The following is a 16,155-nucleotide window of genomic DNA, read 5'->3' as shown; positions in this document are numbered from 1 at the left end:
CTTAAAAAGGGAGTTTTGACATATGAGCAAACGATTCGATGGCAAAGTTGTAATCATTACCGGGGCAGGATCAGGTTTAGGACAATCAGCCGCATTGGAACTGGCTAAAGAAGGAGCTAAACTTTCATTAGTTGATTTAAACGATGCATCTTTGGAAGTGACAAAAAAATTAATCTTAGACATTGCACCACAATCGGAAGTGCTTCTGGTCACTGCAGATGTATCGGATGAAGAAGCAGTAAAGAACTATGTAGACCAAACAATCAGCAAATATGGCAGAGTCGATGGATTCTATAATAATGCGGGTATCGAAGGTAAACAGGCCCCTATGGCTGAATACGATAGCAACGTTTTCAACAAAGTAACGGATATCAATATCAATGGTGTATTTTATGGTATGAAATACATTCTGCCAATCATGAAGGAACAAGGATCAGGGGCAGTTGTGAACGTGGCTTCTGTAGGCGGAATTCGTGCTGTGCTTAACCAAAGTGCGTACGTTGCAAGTAAACATGCTGTAGCAGGCTTAACAAAGACTGCTGCCATAGAATATGGTCAATATGGAATCAGCATAAATGCCATTGCACCAGGAGTAATTTTAACCGCGATGGTAGAGGGATCATTCAGGCAAATAGGCGGAGAGAATTGGGAAGAAGCAATGGCTGATTTCGTCAGTGTGAATCCTAAGAAACGCTTCGGTAAACCTGAAGAAGTCGGCCGTTTAGTCGCCTTCCTATTATCAGGGGAATCAGAGTTCATCAACGGTGTAGTCATTCCGATTGATGGCGGACAATCTTCACAATACTAATTGAGCAAGGGAGTGACAGTAGATCACTCCCTTTTTAATTGTATCCTTTTAGTTAATGACCAAATGGATTTAAACTCGGAAAAAACGAAGACTTTCTCGATTTTCGTTTATTTGCATATATATGAAACTATATGAACACATAGAAAAACGCTTTAAAAGGCGATTAACAAATTTTCAAGAAACCCATCGTTACTTTTCTTTATCGTGTAGCTTATCTTCATATTCAGTTTCCAGCATACCATACAGACCATTCATTTCTTGTTCATCTGGATCTGCCCCAAACTCGTTTCTATATTTTTTCTTTTTATCATCAAGCATTTCTTCTTTTTCATTCTTCTTGTCCATACATATCACCTCCAACCAGTAGGGTGTCTCATTGTCCTAAAAATATGCACGGTGTGCCTCTGTTCCTTTTAAGATTTTTGCGGCCAAGTTAAGCGGTGGGGAAAATGTATTTATAGAAATTAATGGTAATTATTTTTGCGGAACATTTAATTGGTTATTCTAAATAGTTATTACTCTTTTAATTTGTTAAGATATAAATATATTAACTGAGATAACGGAGAGAGAATGTGAAGAAGAAACGTAAGAAATCAAAGAAAGCTTTAACCATTTTCATCCTGATTTTTGTATTTTTGCTCGTTAAGGAAATCATGCAAACCCCCTATTCCGAAAATGTTACCACATCAGTAAATACGCTCGATTCTTTTGCGAACGTGAAAAAGTATAGTTCACTTCTGCGAGACGAGTTGGCTAAATACGGACTTGAGGAGCATACTTCGACATTGATTGCTTTGATGCAGCAGGAAAGCCGAGGACGGGGCGGTGACCCAATGCAGGCATCTGAGTCAGCGGGCCTTGATCCAAATACAATCACAGATCCAACGGAAAGCATTAAGTATGGAGTGAAACATTTTAAGAGGATCAATGAATATGGCAATGAAAAGGGCGTGGATTTTGCCACGATCCTTCAAGCATATAACATGGGAATGGGTTATATTGATTTCGTTGCGAATGAAGGGGGCAAGCATAATGAAGAGCTTGCAAAGAAGTTCTCCATGCTTCAGGTTGAAAAAAACCCCACGCTCTATGATTGCGGCGGTGACAAAGATAATTTTCGATACCCATATTGCTACGGTGACTACTCATACAGCGCGAAGGTATCTAAGAACATTGAGGAGCTTGCCGACAGTATATCGGCACAAGCTGATGGTGAATGAGGGAGAACAAAAAGCCTACTGAATGAAGTAGGCTTTTTGTTCATGTTGTTGAGTGTAAAGAATCAAAGCCAAAGTCATTTGCTGATCAGCAATGGAAAGAGGTCTTTATGTTTATAGAGCTTATCGGATTCTGAAAGGGTTTGTGAAAGAATAATATCAATGGAATCAAGTAAAGAGATTAGAGCTTGTTTAACAGAACCACTCTCAAATTGCTCTAATGGCACAGGTAGCTCTTCCTCGTCTAAAATAAAATGTGCCCCATTCGGAAGCACCAAGATATCAATGATCAAATCTTCAAAGGATACCAACCTATCCGCCATATATGTATTTCTTATAATATTAAAATAGGATCCTAAATAGTTTCCGTCGTTATCTCTCCAAATGTATAAATTATAAGGACGGTCTTTCCAATAATGAGCAATCGTATAACTGCCTATAGGAATGGTTAATTTTATAGGACCTGCTTTCATCGTGAACGAATCCATGATTTCATGAAAAAGCACGACATGTTTATTTTGTCCGTTTAACAGCAAACAGTTATGTTCTACAACTATGGAGTCGTAGCGGATTTTTCTTTCCATGACTTCATCGCCATGTTGTCGTGCTGGTCTTAATATATTGTCCATTGTATCTATTTCTCCCTTAAAACGACCTAGATCATGTATGATAGTATACTTAAGAAAGTTTATCCTTTCTAATAGAGGTATCGCCAGGATGATGCGGATTTACAACTTTCAGGAAATTAAAATAACAAAAACTTAATTTCACACCTGCAATACCGAGAAACTAGGCTTTAGTTACTTCAAAATCGGATACTTTTCAGGAATGGATCCAACTTACTAGATTGATGTTCCTTAGGAACCTATCCTATATACGCCTGCTTTAAAGTTTTAATGTCAATTTTCTTCATTTGGAGCAGCGCTTTCATTACTCTTTCCGATTTTTCAGGGGTGGAGTCGTTTACCATCTCGGTTAGATCTTCAGGGACAATTTGCCATGACACACCAAATCGATCTTTCAGCCAACCGCACACTTGCGCCTTTTCATCGCCGCCTTCGGAGAGTTTTTCCCAATAATAGTCCACATCTTCTTGATCCTCGCAATTGATGATAAATGAAATTGCCTCGGTGAATTTGAATTGCGGACCGCCATTTAATGCTACGAATGCTTGTCCGTCCAGTTCAAACTCTACGGTCATCACTGATCCCTCTGGCTTCCCATGGATTTGATTTCCTGCATTTCCATAGCGAGTGATTCTTCCGATCTTAGAATTTTCGAATATGGAAGTGTAGAAATTCGCAGCCTCTTCAGCTTGTATATCAAACCACAAGTTGGTTGTAATTTTTTGGATTTTATTTTTCATATTTTTTCTCCTTTATTGTTTTTCATGTTAGCCAGGAAAACTAAACGCTGCTATTATCATGGAAATGCGAATTTATTCGATAAGATTAAATACGTTGAAGGTACCCTATTACTATATACCATTTATTATGACCCAAGAAAGTTATGTAAGGGTTAGTGTGCCGTTTTGTGTATTCTAACCCATAATTAACTAATCCCCTTAATCCTATGCTCGTTACAAGATCCTTGCCTTACGGTGATGGAAACATACAAAAGGATATAGAAACTTCTCACCAGTGAAAAGTCCTATATCCAAATTTCGTTTCTCAGCTCTCGAAGTTAAATTGCCATTGGATTCCGAATTTATCGGTTAACTGACCGTAAATTTTACTCCAGAATGTTTCTTGGAGCTCTAGCCCAACCGTGCCGCCTTCACTTAGTTTGTTAAAAATCGATTTAATTTCATCTAAATCATTACTGACATATGCCAGGCTGATATTGTTTCCTTCCACAAAAGGCATACCAGGAAAAGTATCTGAAAACATGATATTGCTTCCACTAATATTTAGCCTTGTATGCATGACTAAATCTTTCGCTTCTTCTGGAAGGGGAAATTCCGGATTAGGAGGTGTTTCCCCAAAGGTCATGATATTTGGTTGTTCCGTTCCAAAAACCTCTGCGTAGAACTCAACTGCTTGTCGACAATTCCCATTAAAATTAAGATATGCATCAACTGACATTTATCTCACTCCTATTTTCATATTCATTGCTCCAAATTTATTACATTATTATCGTACGAAAAATTCCGGCGGTTCAATCCCGAGTGTTCTTAGATAGATATAACCCTGTCCCCTATGGTGGATTTCATTTTCCAAGGCATATTGAAGTCTATCAAAGTGGCTTTGTGAGGGACCGAAAAAAGGATCCTTTTCAACCACTCCAAGCGTTTCCTCGGTCATTTCCTCCCACAGGTTCCTTGTATCATCCCTTACTGCTTCGCATGCTGATACAAGTTCTTCTTTGGTAGAAATTCCGGCAAACGAATCTGGAAACTCCCATACACCCATTGCAATTCCACGCATATATGCAGTCTCAATGTTCATGATTTCTTTAACCATCTCTGCGAAAGGGCGAAGCTTCCCGGCCGGTGTATAATGAAACAATTCCTCTTCAGGGAAAGCTTCAACCACCCGCAACGTCAAGTTCCTGTTGCCTTCCAATATATTTAACAAACCCTTTTTCGATAGAACCACCATTCCACTCTCCTTTGAGAAATACTCTGTATAAAAGTTCTGTGAAAAATCGAAAAGTCCTGCAAATTTCCGTATAAAGATTGCATAGGTTTTTTTATCTACCGGTGTAGACTTATCATTAACACTTAGATCATTAATAAAGGGGAAATGTCATATGTTCGGTTCCTTAAATAGAACAAAATTAATAAAAAATGATTTAAAAGGCAGTGCGAATTAATGTATCAGGATGTATCAAAAGATACTTGGAATCAAGAGAATCTAAAAAAGAGAAATTTAGATTTCACTATTGAAAGCATTCGCTATATAGATGCTTATTCGAAAAGATTATGTGCTACTCAAATGGGCAGTGAACTTTTAAAGAATCATTTTGATAATTTTGTGATAAGAATAGGTGCGTATATTGGAGAAACTATCAAAAGGTATATCAATCAAGATTTTAAATGGTATGAATATGATTCTGTTTATCAATTTTCTTCTGCACTTGACGGGGTGCATAGGGGCATTAAAACAGAAACGGTTCTTTACTCCAAAAAGGGAGATAAGGTTATAGTTCCATTAACTGTGGTAGCGCAATATCTGGAAGGGAAGTCGACATATACAGATTTTTTGGAATATGTAGAAGAAACAATTAAGCAAAATTCGTAAGAGATAACTGCTTTTCTTAAGCCAATGTTCAGGTTTCAAAAACCTTCCTAAAAATCAATTTTTGTAAATATTGATTAAATCTTGCATATATAATACGATTTAATCAGTTATAATTTCCAACCAACATGATGCTTATCCATAAATGATTCATTTAAAAACGGAACCAGCAGAAAGGAAGAGAAGCAAATGATTAATAAAGTCGGTCAAATTATGTTATATGTAAATAACCAAAACGAGTCATTGAAATTTTGGACGGAAAAATTCGGTTTTAGCGTCATTTCTGAAGAAGATAATGGCCAAGGGCTAAGATGGATTGAAATAGCCCCAACAAAGGAAGCAGAGACGAGTATCATCCTGCATAATAAGGAATTCATTGCTAAAATGCAGCCTGAATTAAATCTTAATACACCTTCGTTAATGTTTTACTCGGATAATCTTGATGAATTATATAAAGACTTTTCAGAGAAGAATATCAAAGTGGGTGAGCTTGTAAATATGCCATCTGGAAGAGTCTTCAATTTTGCTGATAATGAAGATAATTACTTTGCGGTCATGGAAAAGAAGTAATTCATTTGGCTAAAGATTAAAAAAACATCAAAACAATTGTTTTGATGTTTTTTGATTAAAATGCGACACTTATGAAACTATTCAGTCAGCAGGCCTTGGCCCAGCAGGAATACCAGAGTTTTCTACCGTCTTGATCGGCCGAACGGTTATGTCTCCATTCACGTAAATTTGACAAGATAAACGTAAATGATCTTCCATTCCTTTTTCCTCAAAGATCTCTTTTTCTTTATGTGTGACCTCCAAAAAATCACCTGCCAATATTTCAACTCTGCAAGTTGTACATTTAGCCTTCCCGCCGCATCGGTGGAGAATATTTATACCGTTATCTTCCAACGCTAATACTAATTTTTTTCCCATTTCAACTTCAAATGTTCCTTGGTTAAATACGGTTACATAAGGCATCTAATACCACCTCTTATATAGAATATCTTTCAACAGGTCATTAACATATCTATTCTTTTACCTTGTCCATATGACATAAAAAAATGTGAAGTCATTACTGAATTGATAGTAAAGATGAATAATTAATTATCATGAAGACAAACTTTAAGTACATCCATCATTATAAATTTAACGATGCCTTAACTAGAGCTACGAAAAATAAGATTGGTCTTTTAGAGGCCTATTAAGATTTATTGAAAGAAAGAGAGTGAAGTAATAAAGGGGAGGTGCATGACTGTGAATAATGGCAATTGTGATTTTTCACCAATGAAACAAATGTTAAAAGAGGATTTACGACAAGTAATATCAGCATTACAAGATAACTTAGAAGCAATGGGTGATGAAAATTATTGTCTTCTTGGAAATTTCGAGAAAATAAAGGAAAAATTTATATACATCGATATGAAAGCAGCTACATTTTATTTGAACTGTTATTTGTCACCGTTTACGGACAAATATCCTGAGTTATCAACTTGCGTACAAAATTTGTCGAATTTGAGACATGGCGGCTTGATTGTGATTCAACGAGGAGACCCTATTGATTCATTGATTCAACCCGGTATTTCAATAGGAGCGGAGTTAACCCATTCTTTACTCGAATCAATTTTTTTCCCTGGAAATCCACTGCATGATGGTGCCGTTTTGGTTAATAAAAATCAGATTGTTTCCGCAGCAAATGTCCTTCCGCTTTCAGACAGATCAACAGGGGGAAAAAAACTTGGAACACGCCACCGCTCTGCATTAGGTTTATCTGAACGAAGTGATGCCCTGGTATTGGTAGTATCAGAAGAAACAGGAAGAGTTTCATTTGCGTTTGATGGAAATCTGTACCCGATTAATACACATGGGCCTATATAAAATTTTTGAGACAATTAAGTTCTATCGTGATTATAAATTCTAGGTAATTCTCACCTGGAATATTCATTTTTGTGAAAAACGTAAACGCTGGCTTCCATTTTTTATTTTTCTCGGAATTACAGGTATAAAAAAGGTCATGAATTAATTAACCCGGTGATTTTTACCGGGTTTTTGGTTGCTTTTTATATAAAAAAAGGCATATGATAAACAAGGAGTCTCAATCAGAAAAGTTATAAAACGAAAGAGGATTTTAAATGATAACCATTAAAAGTGAACGAGAAATAAATTTGATGCATGAAGCGGGCAAACTTCTTGCTGCGACCCATAGAGAAATTGCAAAAATGATAAAACCGGGCATCACGACTTGGGAAATCGAAGAATTTGTCGATAAGTACTTGGCAGAGCATGGAGCTACACCTGAACAAAAGGGCTATAACGGCTACAAATATGCAACGTGCGCGTCAGTGAATGATGTAATTTGTCATGGTTTTCCACAAAAGAAAGCCTTAAAAGAGGGGGACATCGTTACGATTGATATGGTGGTGAACCTTAACGGCGGTTTGGCAGATTCCGCTTGGACATATGCTGTCGGTGAAGTTTCCGATGAAGCTCAGCGTTTAATGGATGTAACCAAGAATGCTTTATACAGGGGCATCGAAGTTGCACGGGCAGGAAATCGACTCGGGGACATCGGGCATGCAATCCAGTCATATGCAGAAGGTGAAAAGTTTTCTGTTGTCCGCGATTTTACTGGTCACGGAATCGGTAAAACCATGCATGAGGATCCAACCGTCCTGCATTATGGTAAGCCAGGTAAAGGTGCCCGTCTAAAAGAAGGTATGGTCATCACGATCGAACCAATGCTGAATGCAGGAACATGGCATATGAAAATGGACCAAGACGGCTGGACGGCTAGAACGGCAGATGGAAAGCTTTCCGCGCAATATGAACATACCCTTGTCATTACAAAAGGTGAACCGATCATTTTAACGGAACAGTAAACCAAAAGAAGAAACGGCCTTATCAAGGGCCGTTTCTTCTTTTGGTTTATAAACTATTTCATAATAAACCTCGACAGAATATTCAGTATTCATCCCATCCCACAATAGATCGAATCCGAAAAATTAGTACTAGGCATTTTAGGTATTAAAAACTTTACTATTATGTGGCAGCACAGGATAATAAGGGGAAGGAAGAAATATTTAATGATGTGTTATATAACCAGTATATAAAGGGGGTTTTGACAGTGAAGAAAGGGGAGAAACTGTCTGCAACGGTTGAAACGGTTGGGTTGAGCCAGCGGGAATTTTTAACGATTTTCTTACTTCACTCTTTGAGGATAAAAGCGAATTATCCAAGGGCGATTCATCAAGACCTGAAAAATACGTTCACTGGCAAAGTGCATAGCTATGACTACTTATGTAAAATATCCAATACGCTAGTTGATTCCAATCATTTATCCTTATATACGAGTAAGGGGAGAAATTATTATCAAATAACGGAAAAAGGCAAAGAGCTTTACATATGGTATCAAGAAAATTTCCTGGAACGGTTTTCCGAAGTGAAAAAGGTCATTGATCGCTTCATGTTCGATTTAAGGGGATCTGGTGAAAACCCACCGGTTGTTAATGAGCTTCCTGAAGAATACAGGTCGTATTTCTCGAAAATAATATCGGTGAAGGATCTTGTCCGTTATATAACCTTAAAAGCAGCTTTCACGAAAAAGCCCATTTACATGGGGGAAATTGGCGATCTGCTTAAAAACCAATTCGGTTGGATCGCTTCTAACGGTTATTTATACGATTTATCTCATGAAATGGAAGAGAACGGGCTTCTCGTCGGCAGATGGGAAAGTGAAAAACGAACTAAACGCTATTTACGAATCACCGATGAAGGACAGCATCATTACAAACAGATTGCGGATTCTGCCGCCTTTCAAGTCCAGGAAATCCAAAAATACATGGCCAGTGTCATTATGTTCTTAAAAGAAAAGAGTTAAATGAATAAAAGAAATGGGCCCCTTAATTTGTAAGGAGAATGAAGTTACATGCTTAAATTGAATCGTTCAAGGGTAAATGTTACTTAAAACACTTCTTAACAAGGGGGAATGAGTGATGGTGGGAAAACACGATGAAATGGGTAGCATATTCAGTTTCATTAAAGGCCAGGTAGATAAGCTCCCCATTTCACAATCGAAAAAGAACAAAATGCTCGACCAGCTCTTAAAGCTTAAAACGATGACAGTTGATGCAAGGGAACCACGAATTGCACTTGTCGGAAGGCGAGGTTCTGGAAAATCATCACTGATCAATGCGATGTTTGGTCAGGAACGGCAATATGTCAGTTCCGTTAAATCCGGAACGGGTAAGGGAAAATGGCTATGGTACCCGAGTGATGCCGAGCCCAAAATCCGTTTGCTGGACTCCCGAGGGCTGGGTGAGAGTGAAGCTCCTACGGAAGAGTTCGAAGAAGAAACACCATTGGATGAATTGATAAAAGCGGTAACCGAAGAACAGCCTGATGTGTTTCTTTTCTTGATTAAAGCAAAAGAAACGGATTCCCGGATTGAAGAAGATTTACAAGAATTGAAGAAGCTGCGCAAGATCGTTAAAGAGAATCACCATTATGATGTACCCGTCATCTGTGTGGTTACCCAAGTGGATGAATTAGATCCGCCACATTATAAGCAAGTACCTTTTGATGCCAATCCTAAGAAAAAGCAGAATATTGATGAAGCCATCGCTTTGATGTCAAAACGATTTATAGAGAGTGAAATACCACTTTTGAACATCATTCCTACTTGTTCTTATATTGATTTTGATGAAAACGGAAATATTGAATATGATATGCGTTGGAACATAGATTTGCTTTCTGATTACTTGATTGAGGCCTTACCCAGTGAAGCGAAGCTGAAGACAGCCAAAGCTATGCAGAGCCAATTCGTAAAGAAGAAATTCGCACGGAAAATAGTCGGAACGTTTACGGCAATCGCAGGTTTAATCGGTGCAGAACCAATACCTTTTGCCGATTTCCCCATTTTGACCGGCATTCAAGGTTTGATGATTGTGGTGATTGGTTTTATCGCGGATAAAGAAATCAATACAAAAACGGCAAGTGAATTCATTGCAGCATTAGGGATCAATGTCGGAATCGGTCTCCTTGTCAGGGAAGGTGTCAGGGCTGCTGTCCGTTTCATCCCAGGAGCCGGCCTAGCCGTTTCGGGTGCGGTAGCGGGCGCAGTCACATATGGAATCGGGCAAGCAGCGATCGCTTACTTTCTCGAAAACAAAAATATTGATCAGGCGAAGGAAGCATACAAGAACGCGAACAAAGAATATAAAAATGAAGACATCGACTCTTAATAGGCAGATTCGAACCATAAACTACAGTAAGGTGATATGATAAAGTGGAGTTAGCCGTTCTGTTTCTGCTGCTGGATGGTTCAGGATTTTTGTTTACTACAGGAGGGGTGATCTTCATGTCGTTTTTTCAATCACAGAAGCAAAAAGAATATATCCAAAAATTAGAGGAAGCGATTCAGTCCTTTTCCGGCCGATCTGACGCTCTTGATGAGTCAAAGGGATTTCCATTTGAAAACATTCAGGAGTTAAAGGAATTCGGATATCCTCAATTAACGTTAGCAAAAGAGGATGGAGGTTACGGAGGTTCCTTATATGATTTTCTCCTATGCCAAGAAAAAATAGCTCAATATTGCGGCCCAACAGCCTTAGGAATAGGCTGGCATGTCGGAACCGTCCTCTCCTTAACGGAGAAGAGACCGTGGGAAAAAGAAGTCATGAAAGAGTTGTTTGATGAAGTGTCGAAAGGCGCTCTAATCAATACGGCAGCATCTGAGGCCGGAACGGGAAGCCCGACGCGCGGAGGCCGACCGGAGACGATCGCTATCAAAAAAGGTGAAAAATGGAATTTGAATGGCAGAAAGACTTTTACTACACTCTCTCCCATCCTTGATATTTTTCTTGTAACGGCATGGGTACCCGAGGATGAGTGTTTAGGCACTTTTTTAGTTCATCGTGATGTAGCGGGTGTAAGTATAGAAGAAACTTGGGATATGATCTCCATGCAGGGGACAGGAAGTCATGATTTGGTGTTAACTGATGTTAGCCTGCCTGAAAAGTATTATGTCATGAAAAGCAATCCTGGTGAAAAAAGAAAACCTGAATCATGGCTATTACATATACCGGCTTGCTACTTGGGAATTGCAGTGGCTGCCAGAAATTACGCAGTCGAATTTGCGAAAACCTATTCTCCCAATAGCTTACCAGGACCAATCAGGGACCTTCCGAATGTTCAACGTACAATCGGGGAGATGGAATTGCAATTGGGCGAAGCACACCATTTCCTCTACTCTGTCGCAGAAAAATGGGTGCGGCAGCCTGAAGATCATGAGGAATTATCGAAGCAATTGGGGGCTGTTAAGTTATCGGTCGTCAACAAATCGATTTCCATCGTCGATAAAGCGATGAGAGTCGTAGGAGCCAAAAGCTTACAACGAAACAATCCTCTTCAACGCTACTATAGAGATGTACGCGCAGGTCTCCATAATCCTCCGATGGATGATGCGACTATAACGATGCTCGCAAAATCCGCTCTTTATTAAGTTCGCATTCGAAAAAACACTGAAAACGACGAAGTCATTTCAGTGTTTTTTTCTGTTCTTTTTCTAGCTAATCATCCTTCTATAAATGGCAGAGAGTTGGAATATGGCTTTGGGGCACAAAAAAGAAAAATGAAGAAAAACTAAACAAAAAAATATTCTTATGGTTATATTTTTGCCTTTCTTCTAGGTTTTTCTATACTTTGTTTCTTCTTCAGATTTAGAAGAAACAAAAAGCGTTTTAAAAATTCCGCTGCTCCAATAAAGAAAGAGTCAAGATCAAAAAGTTGTTTTATTTGTACTAATTTAATAACTATCTCCACAATTTCTCCACATTTTTTTTTTATAATAATTAGATAAGGGTTAGAGAAGTTATTCGATTAACAGTTTATTTACGCCCTCGTGGGTGTTCTTACACTGATTTGGAGTTAACACTTTCTAAATTTACTCATTTCAATTTAAGGACTGATAGTGTTGAGTAATAATGTAATAATCAAGGATTTTTATAAAATTAATTTGAATGGACAGATATATATTCCAAAAGCCATTCGAAATTTCCTGCCATTCAAGGAAGGTGAAATGGTTTCTGTTTATCAACAAGGTAGCGAAATAATTATTGAAAAGAGTCTGGAAGAAAATATTTATAATAAGTGTGTCTTTCACTATGGTGGAATTACAATCCCAGCTGAAATCAGGAAACTACAGAAGATAGACTACAAAAGCTTACTAGCGATGGAACTTTCAATTGATGGTGAAAAGGTAATAATCAGAAAATGAGTGCGTTATCGTACTCACTATCTTCTATAACGAAGAAAGCGGGGGTATAGCTAGTTTTCAAAAACAATTAGTACCTTTCCGTAATGGTGATTTTATAACCCCCAGAGTCACCAAGTTGATGATAAATACTATGAAACATCAACTAGGAAAGAAGTGGACAAAAATAAAAAAATTGATGTTTATGAAAAGATGGTCGAGAATAGATTTCAATTTTCAGACAAAGTCGTATACGGAGACCTTTTACGCTTTTATACTCCGAAAGGGTTTAAGCCTATAAATCCTTCGGATTACGATTATAGAAGAACAATCGAGAAACAACAGGAGATTCAAAATGAAAGTGAATAGAAGGACTAAATGTTTTAAGTTAATTCATCATTGTTATACAGTGATGAATTAACTTTTTTCTGATAGGAAATTACAATTTTGCAAAAATAGAACCTTTACGGTCTTTACCAGAAGAAGATTTTTCCCTAAACGGTATATATGGAGAAATAAGTGAACTTGATTATTACAAAATTTTGCACAAACATGTGTGGGGGGGGGAATTGCTGACCAAGTTCTAAGACTTTCATTAAATATTTTCATTTTTTCCATAAAATCTGCAAACTTTTTAGGTAAGATAAAAAAATCAAAATGAAAAATTTGTCGAGGTGAGGAAGAAACAAACTAAATGATTCATGCAATTTTTTTATTAGAACGACTCTTTTTTATCAAACTACTTTTGTCCTTAAGCCTTTCTTAATAGTGTGAAAAGGAGGGATTTTAAGACGTGATTATGTATGAATGCATGTCAGTGTCTTTAAGGGAATCATTGGAAAGGGGGTGAAGTTGATGGATAAAAAAAAGCGGCTTATTATGAGAACGGTTATCCTTATAGGGTTGTCAGCAGCAGTGGTATACTCTTTATATACCAATCTTAACAAAGATAAAATGAATTCAATCGAATTAAACTCAGAAGCTCCTGATTTTATCCTTACAGACATAGAAGGTAATGAACATAAGCTTTCTGAGTACAAAGGACAAGGTGTCTTTCTTAATTTTTGGGGTACATGGTGTAAACCATGTGAAACAGAAATGCCATTCATGGATAACCAATACCAGCATTACAAAGAAAAGGGAGTACAAATCTTGGCTGTGAATGTAGGAGAATCAGATTATGCAGTGAAGAACTTCACTGACAAATATAAACTTTCATTTCCCATTCTAAACGATAAAGGAGGAGAGGTTCAATCGGCGTATAAGGTAAATCCGTTGCCGGTTACCTTCTTAATAGATAAGGATGGAAAAGTTATTGATGAAATTACAGGGGGATTAACAGAAGAAGATATTAAAACGCATATGGAGAGAATTAAGCCATAGGAAAAGATTAATAATATAGTAATATTAAGAAGTAGATAAAATAGTTTTAAGTATAAAAAAGGACTGTCAGTAAATACATACCAAAACCAATTGATATTGTGTATGTTATTGACAGTTCCATATGGCTTAAAATTTTGTTACTAAATGTAATACAAATTCATATTAAATTAGACATGTATTTAAAAGCATAAATCACAAATCGTAATTATTACTATTTGTAATTATTAAAGGAGGACTAATGAAACAACTAGTGGGAATCATTATGGAGGCTGAAGAGGAAAATATTCGATATATCCTATTCGAACAAAATGTGGAAAATCAGGTGGCAAAAGTAAATGAACGAGAAATTGGAGCGAAAACGCTGACACTTCATAATTTAGAAGCATTAACCCCAAAAGATGTTCAATATAAGGAAGATTACGTATCATGCAAAAGAATATTGAAACATTAAGAAAGGTATTACAATAAAGAGGCTAGTAAAGCACAAAAAATGCGATCTAATAAGCAGATCGCATTTTTATATGGAAATTAAAGTTATTATTCTGGCTTGTTATTAGCAGCTGGATCTGGTGTGAAGTCAGGTTCAAAACCTTTATATTTAACCATGTTCATCATACCGGCTGAGGCATGGTGTAAATCGTGACAGTGGAACATCCAATTACCAGGATTGTCAGCTTTAAAGGCAACCACATATTCATCACCAGGTTTTAAATTAACGGTGTCTTTATAGATGGGTGAACCTTCAACGGGCTTCCCATTTTCACTTAAAATTTGGAAGAAGTGACCATGCAAATGCATGGGGTGATCATCTGATTCAGAATTATTTACCAATTCTACTTTGACGAGATCATCCTCACTTACCTCTAAGTTTTCTGTATCAGGAAACGTCTTTCCATTGATTGTATAGGCCATTTTATTATCTTTCATTTGCGTATTCAAATCCATCGTATATTCTACATCATATTTTTGGTCCAAAGTAAATTCAGTTTCTGTATTTTCTCCATAGGTAGTGTAATTGAAGACAGGAAGTTTTTCTTTTTCATTTGGTGTATCGTTTGATTCATTGCTTCCGTCGTATTGAATGACCGTTTTCATACCAGCCGTACCATCCATCTCCCCATGACACTCTAGGTACCATTGACCCGGATTGTCAGCAACAAACTCAATGTCATAACGTTCTCCTGGTGCAATAGGGAGTAATTGATCCTTTATTTCTTGAGGCTCATTTAACTCTTGGCCATCTATGGCAACCACTTTGAAGTTATGTCCATGTAAATGGATTTTATGAGACATATATCCAATATTAGCTAATCGTAATCGGACCTTCTCACCCTCTTTTACGGTTAGAGGCTCAACATCCTTTCCGCTTTTGCCATTGATAGTGAAGATGTCATAATTGCTCATATCGTGTGCCATATTATTGGCATCCTCAGTTCCTTCATCCTGGTCCATATCTGATTCAGAATCGCTATCTTCCATCCCGCTCATGTTTGAATGATCCATACCTTCCATATCATTCATGCCTTCCATATCCATTCCCTCTTCTGGGTTACTCATCCACTCATCCAGCATAAGGGAGTAATCACGATCATAAGATACTTCTTTCGGTTCAATAATTAATGAGCCGTAAAGTCCTTTATCTAATTGATTTACGCCATCCTGGTGCGTGTGATACATATACGTTCCTGGTACTGAGGCCTTAAATTTATAGGTGAAGGACTCACCTGGCTGAACGGCATTTTGGGTTACTCCTGGAATACCATCCATTTTATTAGGAAGAGGTATTCCATGCCAATGGATGCTTACAGGGTCGGGTAGCTCATTTTTTAAGTTTATTTTTAGGTCTTCGCCCTCTTTCACCCGAATTTGGGAACCTGGGACTGAACCATTAAATGTCCACGCAGTAACATTTACTGTTTCATTTAATTGGTGATTTGCTTCTTTTGCAACGATGTTGAATGTTTTACCGGTTTGAATCTCTGTATTTGATGTTTCAGGGAGTTTTTTATCCACCTTTTGTTCCTTGTTTATATCTTTCTCTTCCATTTGGCTATGATCCATATTGCCCATATTTCCAGCTGATGAGCATGCGGTTAAAAATAATATAACAAAAGTAAGAAATCCAATGATTTTTATGTTCATACTATATACCTCCTCCATTCATTTTCATTTTTAATCTTATAATATAAACTTGCAGAAACTATGAATTTAGTTTGTAGGATTTAAGGATTTTGCAATTTGTTTGGGAAAAACAAATAATAAATGGTA

The 16,155-nt window shown here is 37.4% G+C and carries 19 protein-coding genes; 12 read left to right on the top strand and 7 right to left on the bottom strand.

Annotation, left to right across the window (positions count from 1 at the left end; translation table 11 throughout):
* Positions 1-22 precede the first annotated feature (22 nt).
* The gene (locus tag ACFVS1_RS09400) at positions 23-808 is read left to right on the top strand and encodes a glucose 1-dehydrogenase (protein ID WP_387546703.1); all 786 of its coding nucleotides are present in this window, start codon (positions 23-25) and stop codon (positions 806-808) included.
* Between the two features lie 189 nt (positions 809-997).
* On the opposite strand, the gene ACFVS1_RS09395 is transcribed toward ACFVS1_RS09400, so the two are convergent.
* The gene (locus ACFVS1_RS09395; protein WP_352923589.1) at positions 998-1,153 is read right to left on the bottom strand and encodes a DUF4021 domain-containing protein; all 156 of its coding nucleotides are present in this window, start codon (positions 1,151-1,153) and stop codon (positions 998-1,000) included.
* Between the two features lie 227 nt (positions 1,154-1,380).
* Here ACFVS1_RS09395 and ACFVS1_RS09390 point away from each other — a divergent pair, with 227 nt between their 5' ends.
* On the top strand, positions 1,381-2,028 hold the full coding sequence (locus ACFVS1_RS09390; protein WP_387546699.1) for a lysozyme family protein: 648 nt from the start codon (positions 1,381-1,383) through the stop codon (positions 2,026-2,028).
* A 74-nt stretch (positions 2,029-2,102) separates the two neighbouring features.
* On the opposite strand, the gene ACFVS1_RS09385 is transcribed toward ACFVS1_RS09390, so the two are convergent.
* The 4 genes from ACFVS1_RS09385 to ACFVS1_RS09370 form a co-directional block, all read right to left on the bottom strand.
* A complete protein-coding gene (locus tag ACFVS1_RS09385) occupies positions 2,103-2,654 on the bottom strand; it encodes a DUF402 domain-containing protein (RefSeq protein WP_387546696.1) in 552 nt (183 codons plus the stop codon).
* 236 nt (positions 2,655-2,890) lie between these two features.
* Positions 2,891-3,391, bottom strand: coding sequence for a VOC family protein (locus ACFVS1_RS09380; RefSeq protein WP_241591741.1), 501 nt, complete (start codon positions 3,389-3,391; stop codon positions 2,891-2,893).
* 304 nt (positions 3,392-3,695) lie between these two features.
* A complete protein-coding gene (locus ACFVS1_RS09375; protein WP_352923582.1) occupies positions 3,696-4,109 on the bottom strand; it encodes a VOC family protein in 414 nt (137 codons plus the stop codon).
* Between the two features lie 48 nt (positions 4,110-4,157).
* Positions 4,158-4,625 carry a DinB family protein gene (locus ACFVS1_RS09370; RefSeq protein ID WP_387546692.1) on the bottom strand — a complete coding sequence of 156 codons (468 nt, stop codon included), beginning with the start codon at positions 4,623-4,625 and terminating at the stop codon, positions 4,158-4,160.
* Between the two features lie 213 nt (positions 4,626-4,838).
* Between ACFVS1_RS09370 and ACFVS1_RS09365 the strand changes: the two genes are divergently transcribed.
* Both ACFVS1_RS09365 and ACFVS1_RS09360 read left to right on the top strand, forming a co-directional pair.
* Entirely contained in the window at positions 4,839-5,267 is a 429-nt protein-coding gene (locus tag ACFVS1_RS09365) for a hypothetical protein (protein ID WP_387546689.1), read from the top strand.
* Between the two features lie 186 nt (positions 5,268-5,453).
* Positions 5,454-5,834: a VOC family protein gene (locus tag ACFVS1_RS09360; RefSeq protein ID WP_352923574.1), complete on the top strand. Its 381-nt coding sequence runs from the start codon at positions 5,454-5,456 to the stop codon at positions 5,832-5,834.
* Between the two features lie 81 nt (positions 5,835-5,915).
* Here the strand turns inward: ACFVS1_RS09360 and ACFVS1_RS09355 are convergent, their stop codons facing one another.
* Positions 5,916-6,236: a 2Fe-2S iron-sulfur cluster-binding protein gene (locus tag ACFVS1_RS09355; protein WP_387546686.1), complete on the bottom strand. Its 321-nt coding sequence runs from the start codon at positions 6,234-6,236 to the stop codon at positions 5,916-5,918.
* 276 nt (positions 6,237-6,512) lie between these two features.
* Here ACFVS1_RS09355 and cdaS point away from each other — a divergent pair, with 276 nt between their 5' ends.
* The 8 genes from cdaS (at position 6,513) to ACFVS1_RS09315 (ending at position 14,338) form a co-directional block, all read left to right on the top strand.
* Positions 6,513-7,133 (top strand): sporulation-specific diadenylate cyclase CdaS, encoded by a 621-nt coding sequence (cdaS, locus tag ACFVS1_RS09350; RefSeq protein ID WP_352923569.1) that lies wholly within the window; start codon positions 6,513-6,515, stop codon positions 7,131-7,133.
* 254 nt (positions 7,134-7,387) lie between these two features.
* Positions 7,388-8,134: a type I methionyl aminopeptidase gene (gene map, locus ACFVS1_RS09345; protein ID WP_101222117.1), complete on the top strand. Its 747-nt coding sequence runs from the start codon at positions 7,388-7,390 to the stop codon at positions 8,132-8,134.
* Between the two features lie 245 nt (positions 8,135-8,379).
* Positions 8,380-9,132 carry a PadR family transcriptional regulator gene (locus tag ACFVS1_RS09340; RefSeq protein WP_352923566.1) on the top strand — a complete coding sequence of 251 codons (753 nt, stop codon included), beginning with the start codon at positions 8,380-8,382 and terminating at the stop codon, positions 9,130-9,132.
* A 115-nt stretch (positions 9,133-9,247) separates the two neighbouring features.
* A complete protein-coding gene (locus tag ACFVS1_RS09335; RefSeq protein ID WP_352923564.1) occupies positions 9,248-10,495 on the top strand; it encodes a GTPase family protein in 1,248 nt (415 codons plus the stop codon).
* A gap of 116 nt (positions 10,496-10,611) precedes the next feature.
* On the top strand, positions 10,612-11,754 hold the full coding sequence (locus ACFVS1_RS09330) for an acyl-CoA dehydrogenase family protein (protein WP_387549267.1): 1,143 nt from the start codon (positions 10,612-10,614) through the stop codon (positions 11,752-11,754).
* Positions 11,755-12,225: 471 nt separating this feature from the next.
* A complete protein-coding gene (locus ACFVS1_RS09325; RefSeq protein WP_387546681.1) occupies positions 12,226-12,528 on the top strand; it encodes a hypothetical protein in 303 nt (100 codons plus the stop codon).
* Between the two features lie 831 nt (positions 12,529-13,359).
* Positions 13,360-13,887 (top strand): thiol-disulfide oxidoreductase ResA, encoded by a 528-nt coding sequence (resA, locus tag ACFVS1_RS09320; protein ID WP_387546678.1) that lies wholly within the window; start codon positions 13,360-13,362, stop codon positions 13,885-13,887.
* A 238-nt stretch (positions 13,888-14,125) separates the two neighbouring features.
* Positions 14,126-14,338, top strand: coding sequence for a metal ABC transporter solute-binding protein, Zn/Mn family (locus ACFVS1_RS09315; protein ID WP_387546676.1), 213 nt, complete (start codon positions 14,126-14,128; stop codon positions 14,336-14,338).
* A gap of 86 nt (positions 14,339-14,424) precedes the next feature.
* On the opposite strand, the gene ACFVS1_RS09310 is transcribed toward ACFVS1_RS09315, so the two are convergent.
* Positions 14,425-16,029 carry a multicopper oxidase family protein gene (locus ACFVS1_RS09310; protein ID WP_387546674.1) on the bottom strand — a complete coding sequence of 535 codons (1,605 nt, stop codon included), beginning with the start codon at positions 16,027-16,029 and terminating at the stop codon, positions 14,425-14,427.
* Positions 16,030-16,155 lie beyond the last annotated feature (126 nt).

This window comes from Peribacillus sp. NPDC058075 (assembly GCF_042885195.1).
In the GTDB taxonomy this organism is placed as follows: domain Bacteria; phylum Bacillota; class Bacilli; order Bacillales; family DSM-1321; genus Peribacillus.
Note: the sequence above shows the minus strand (reverse complement) of the source record. Positions and strands in the feature narration are given on the sequence as shown.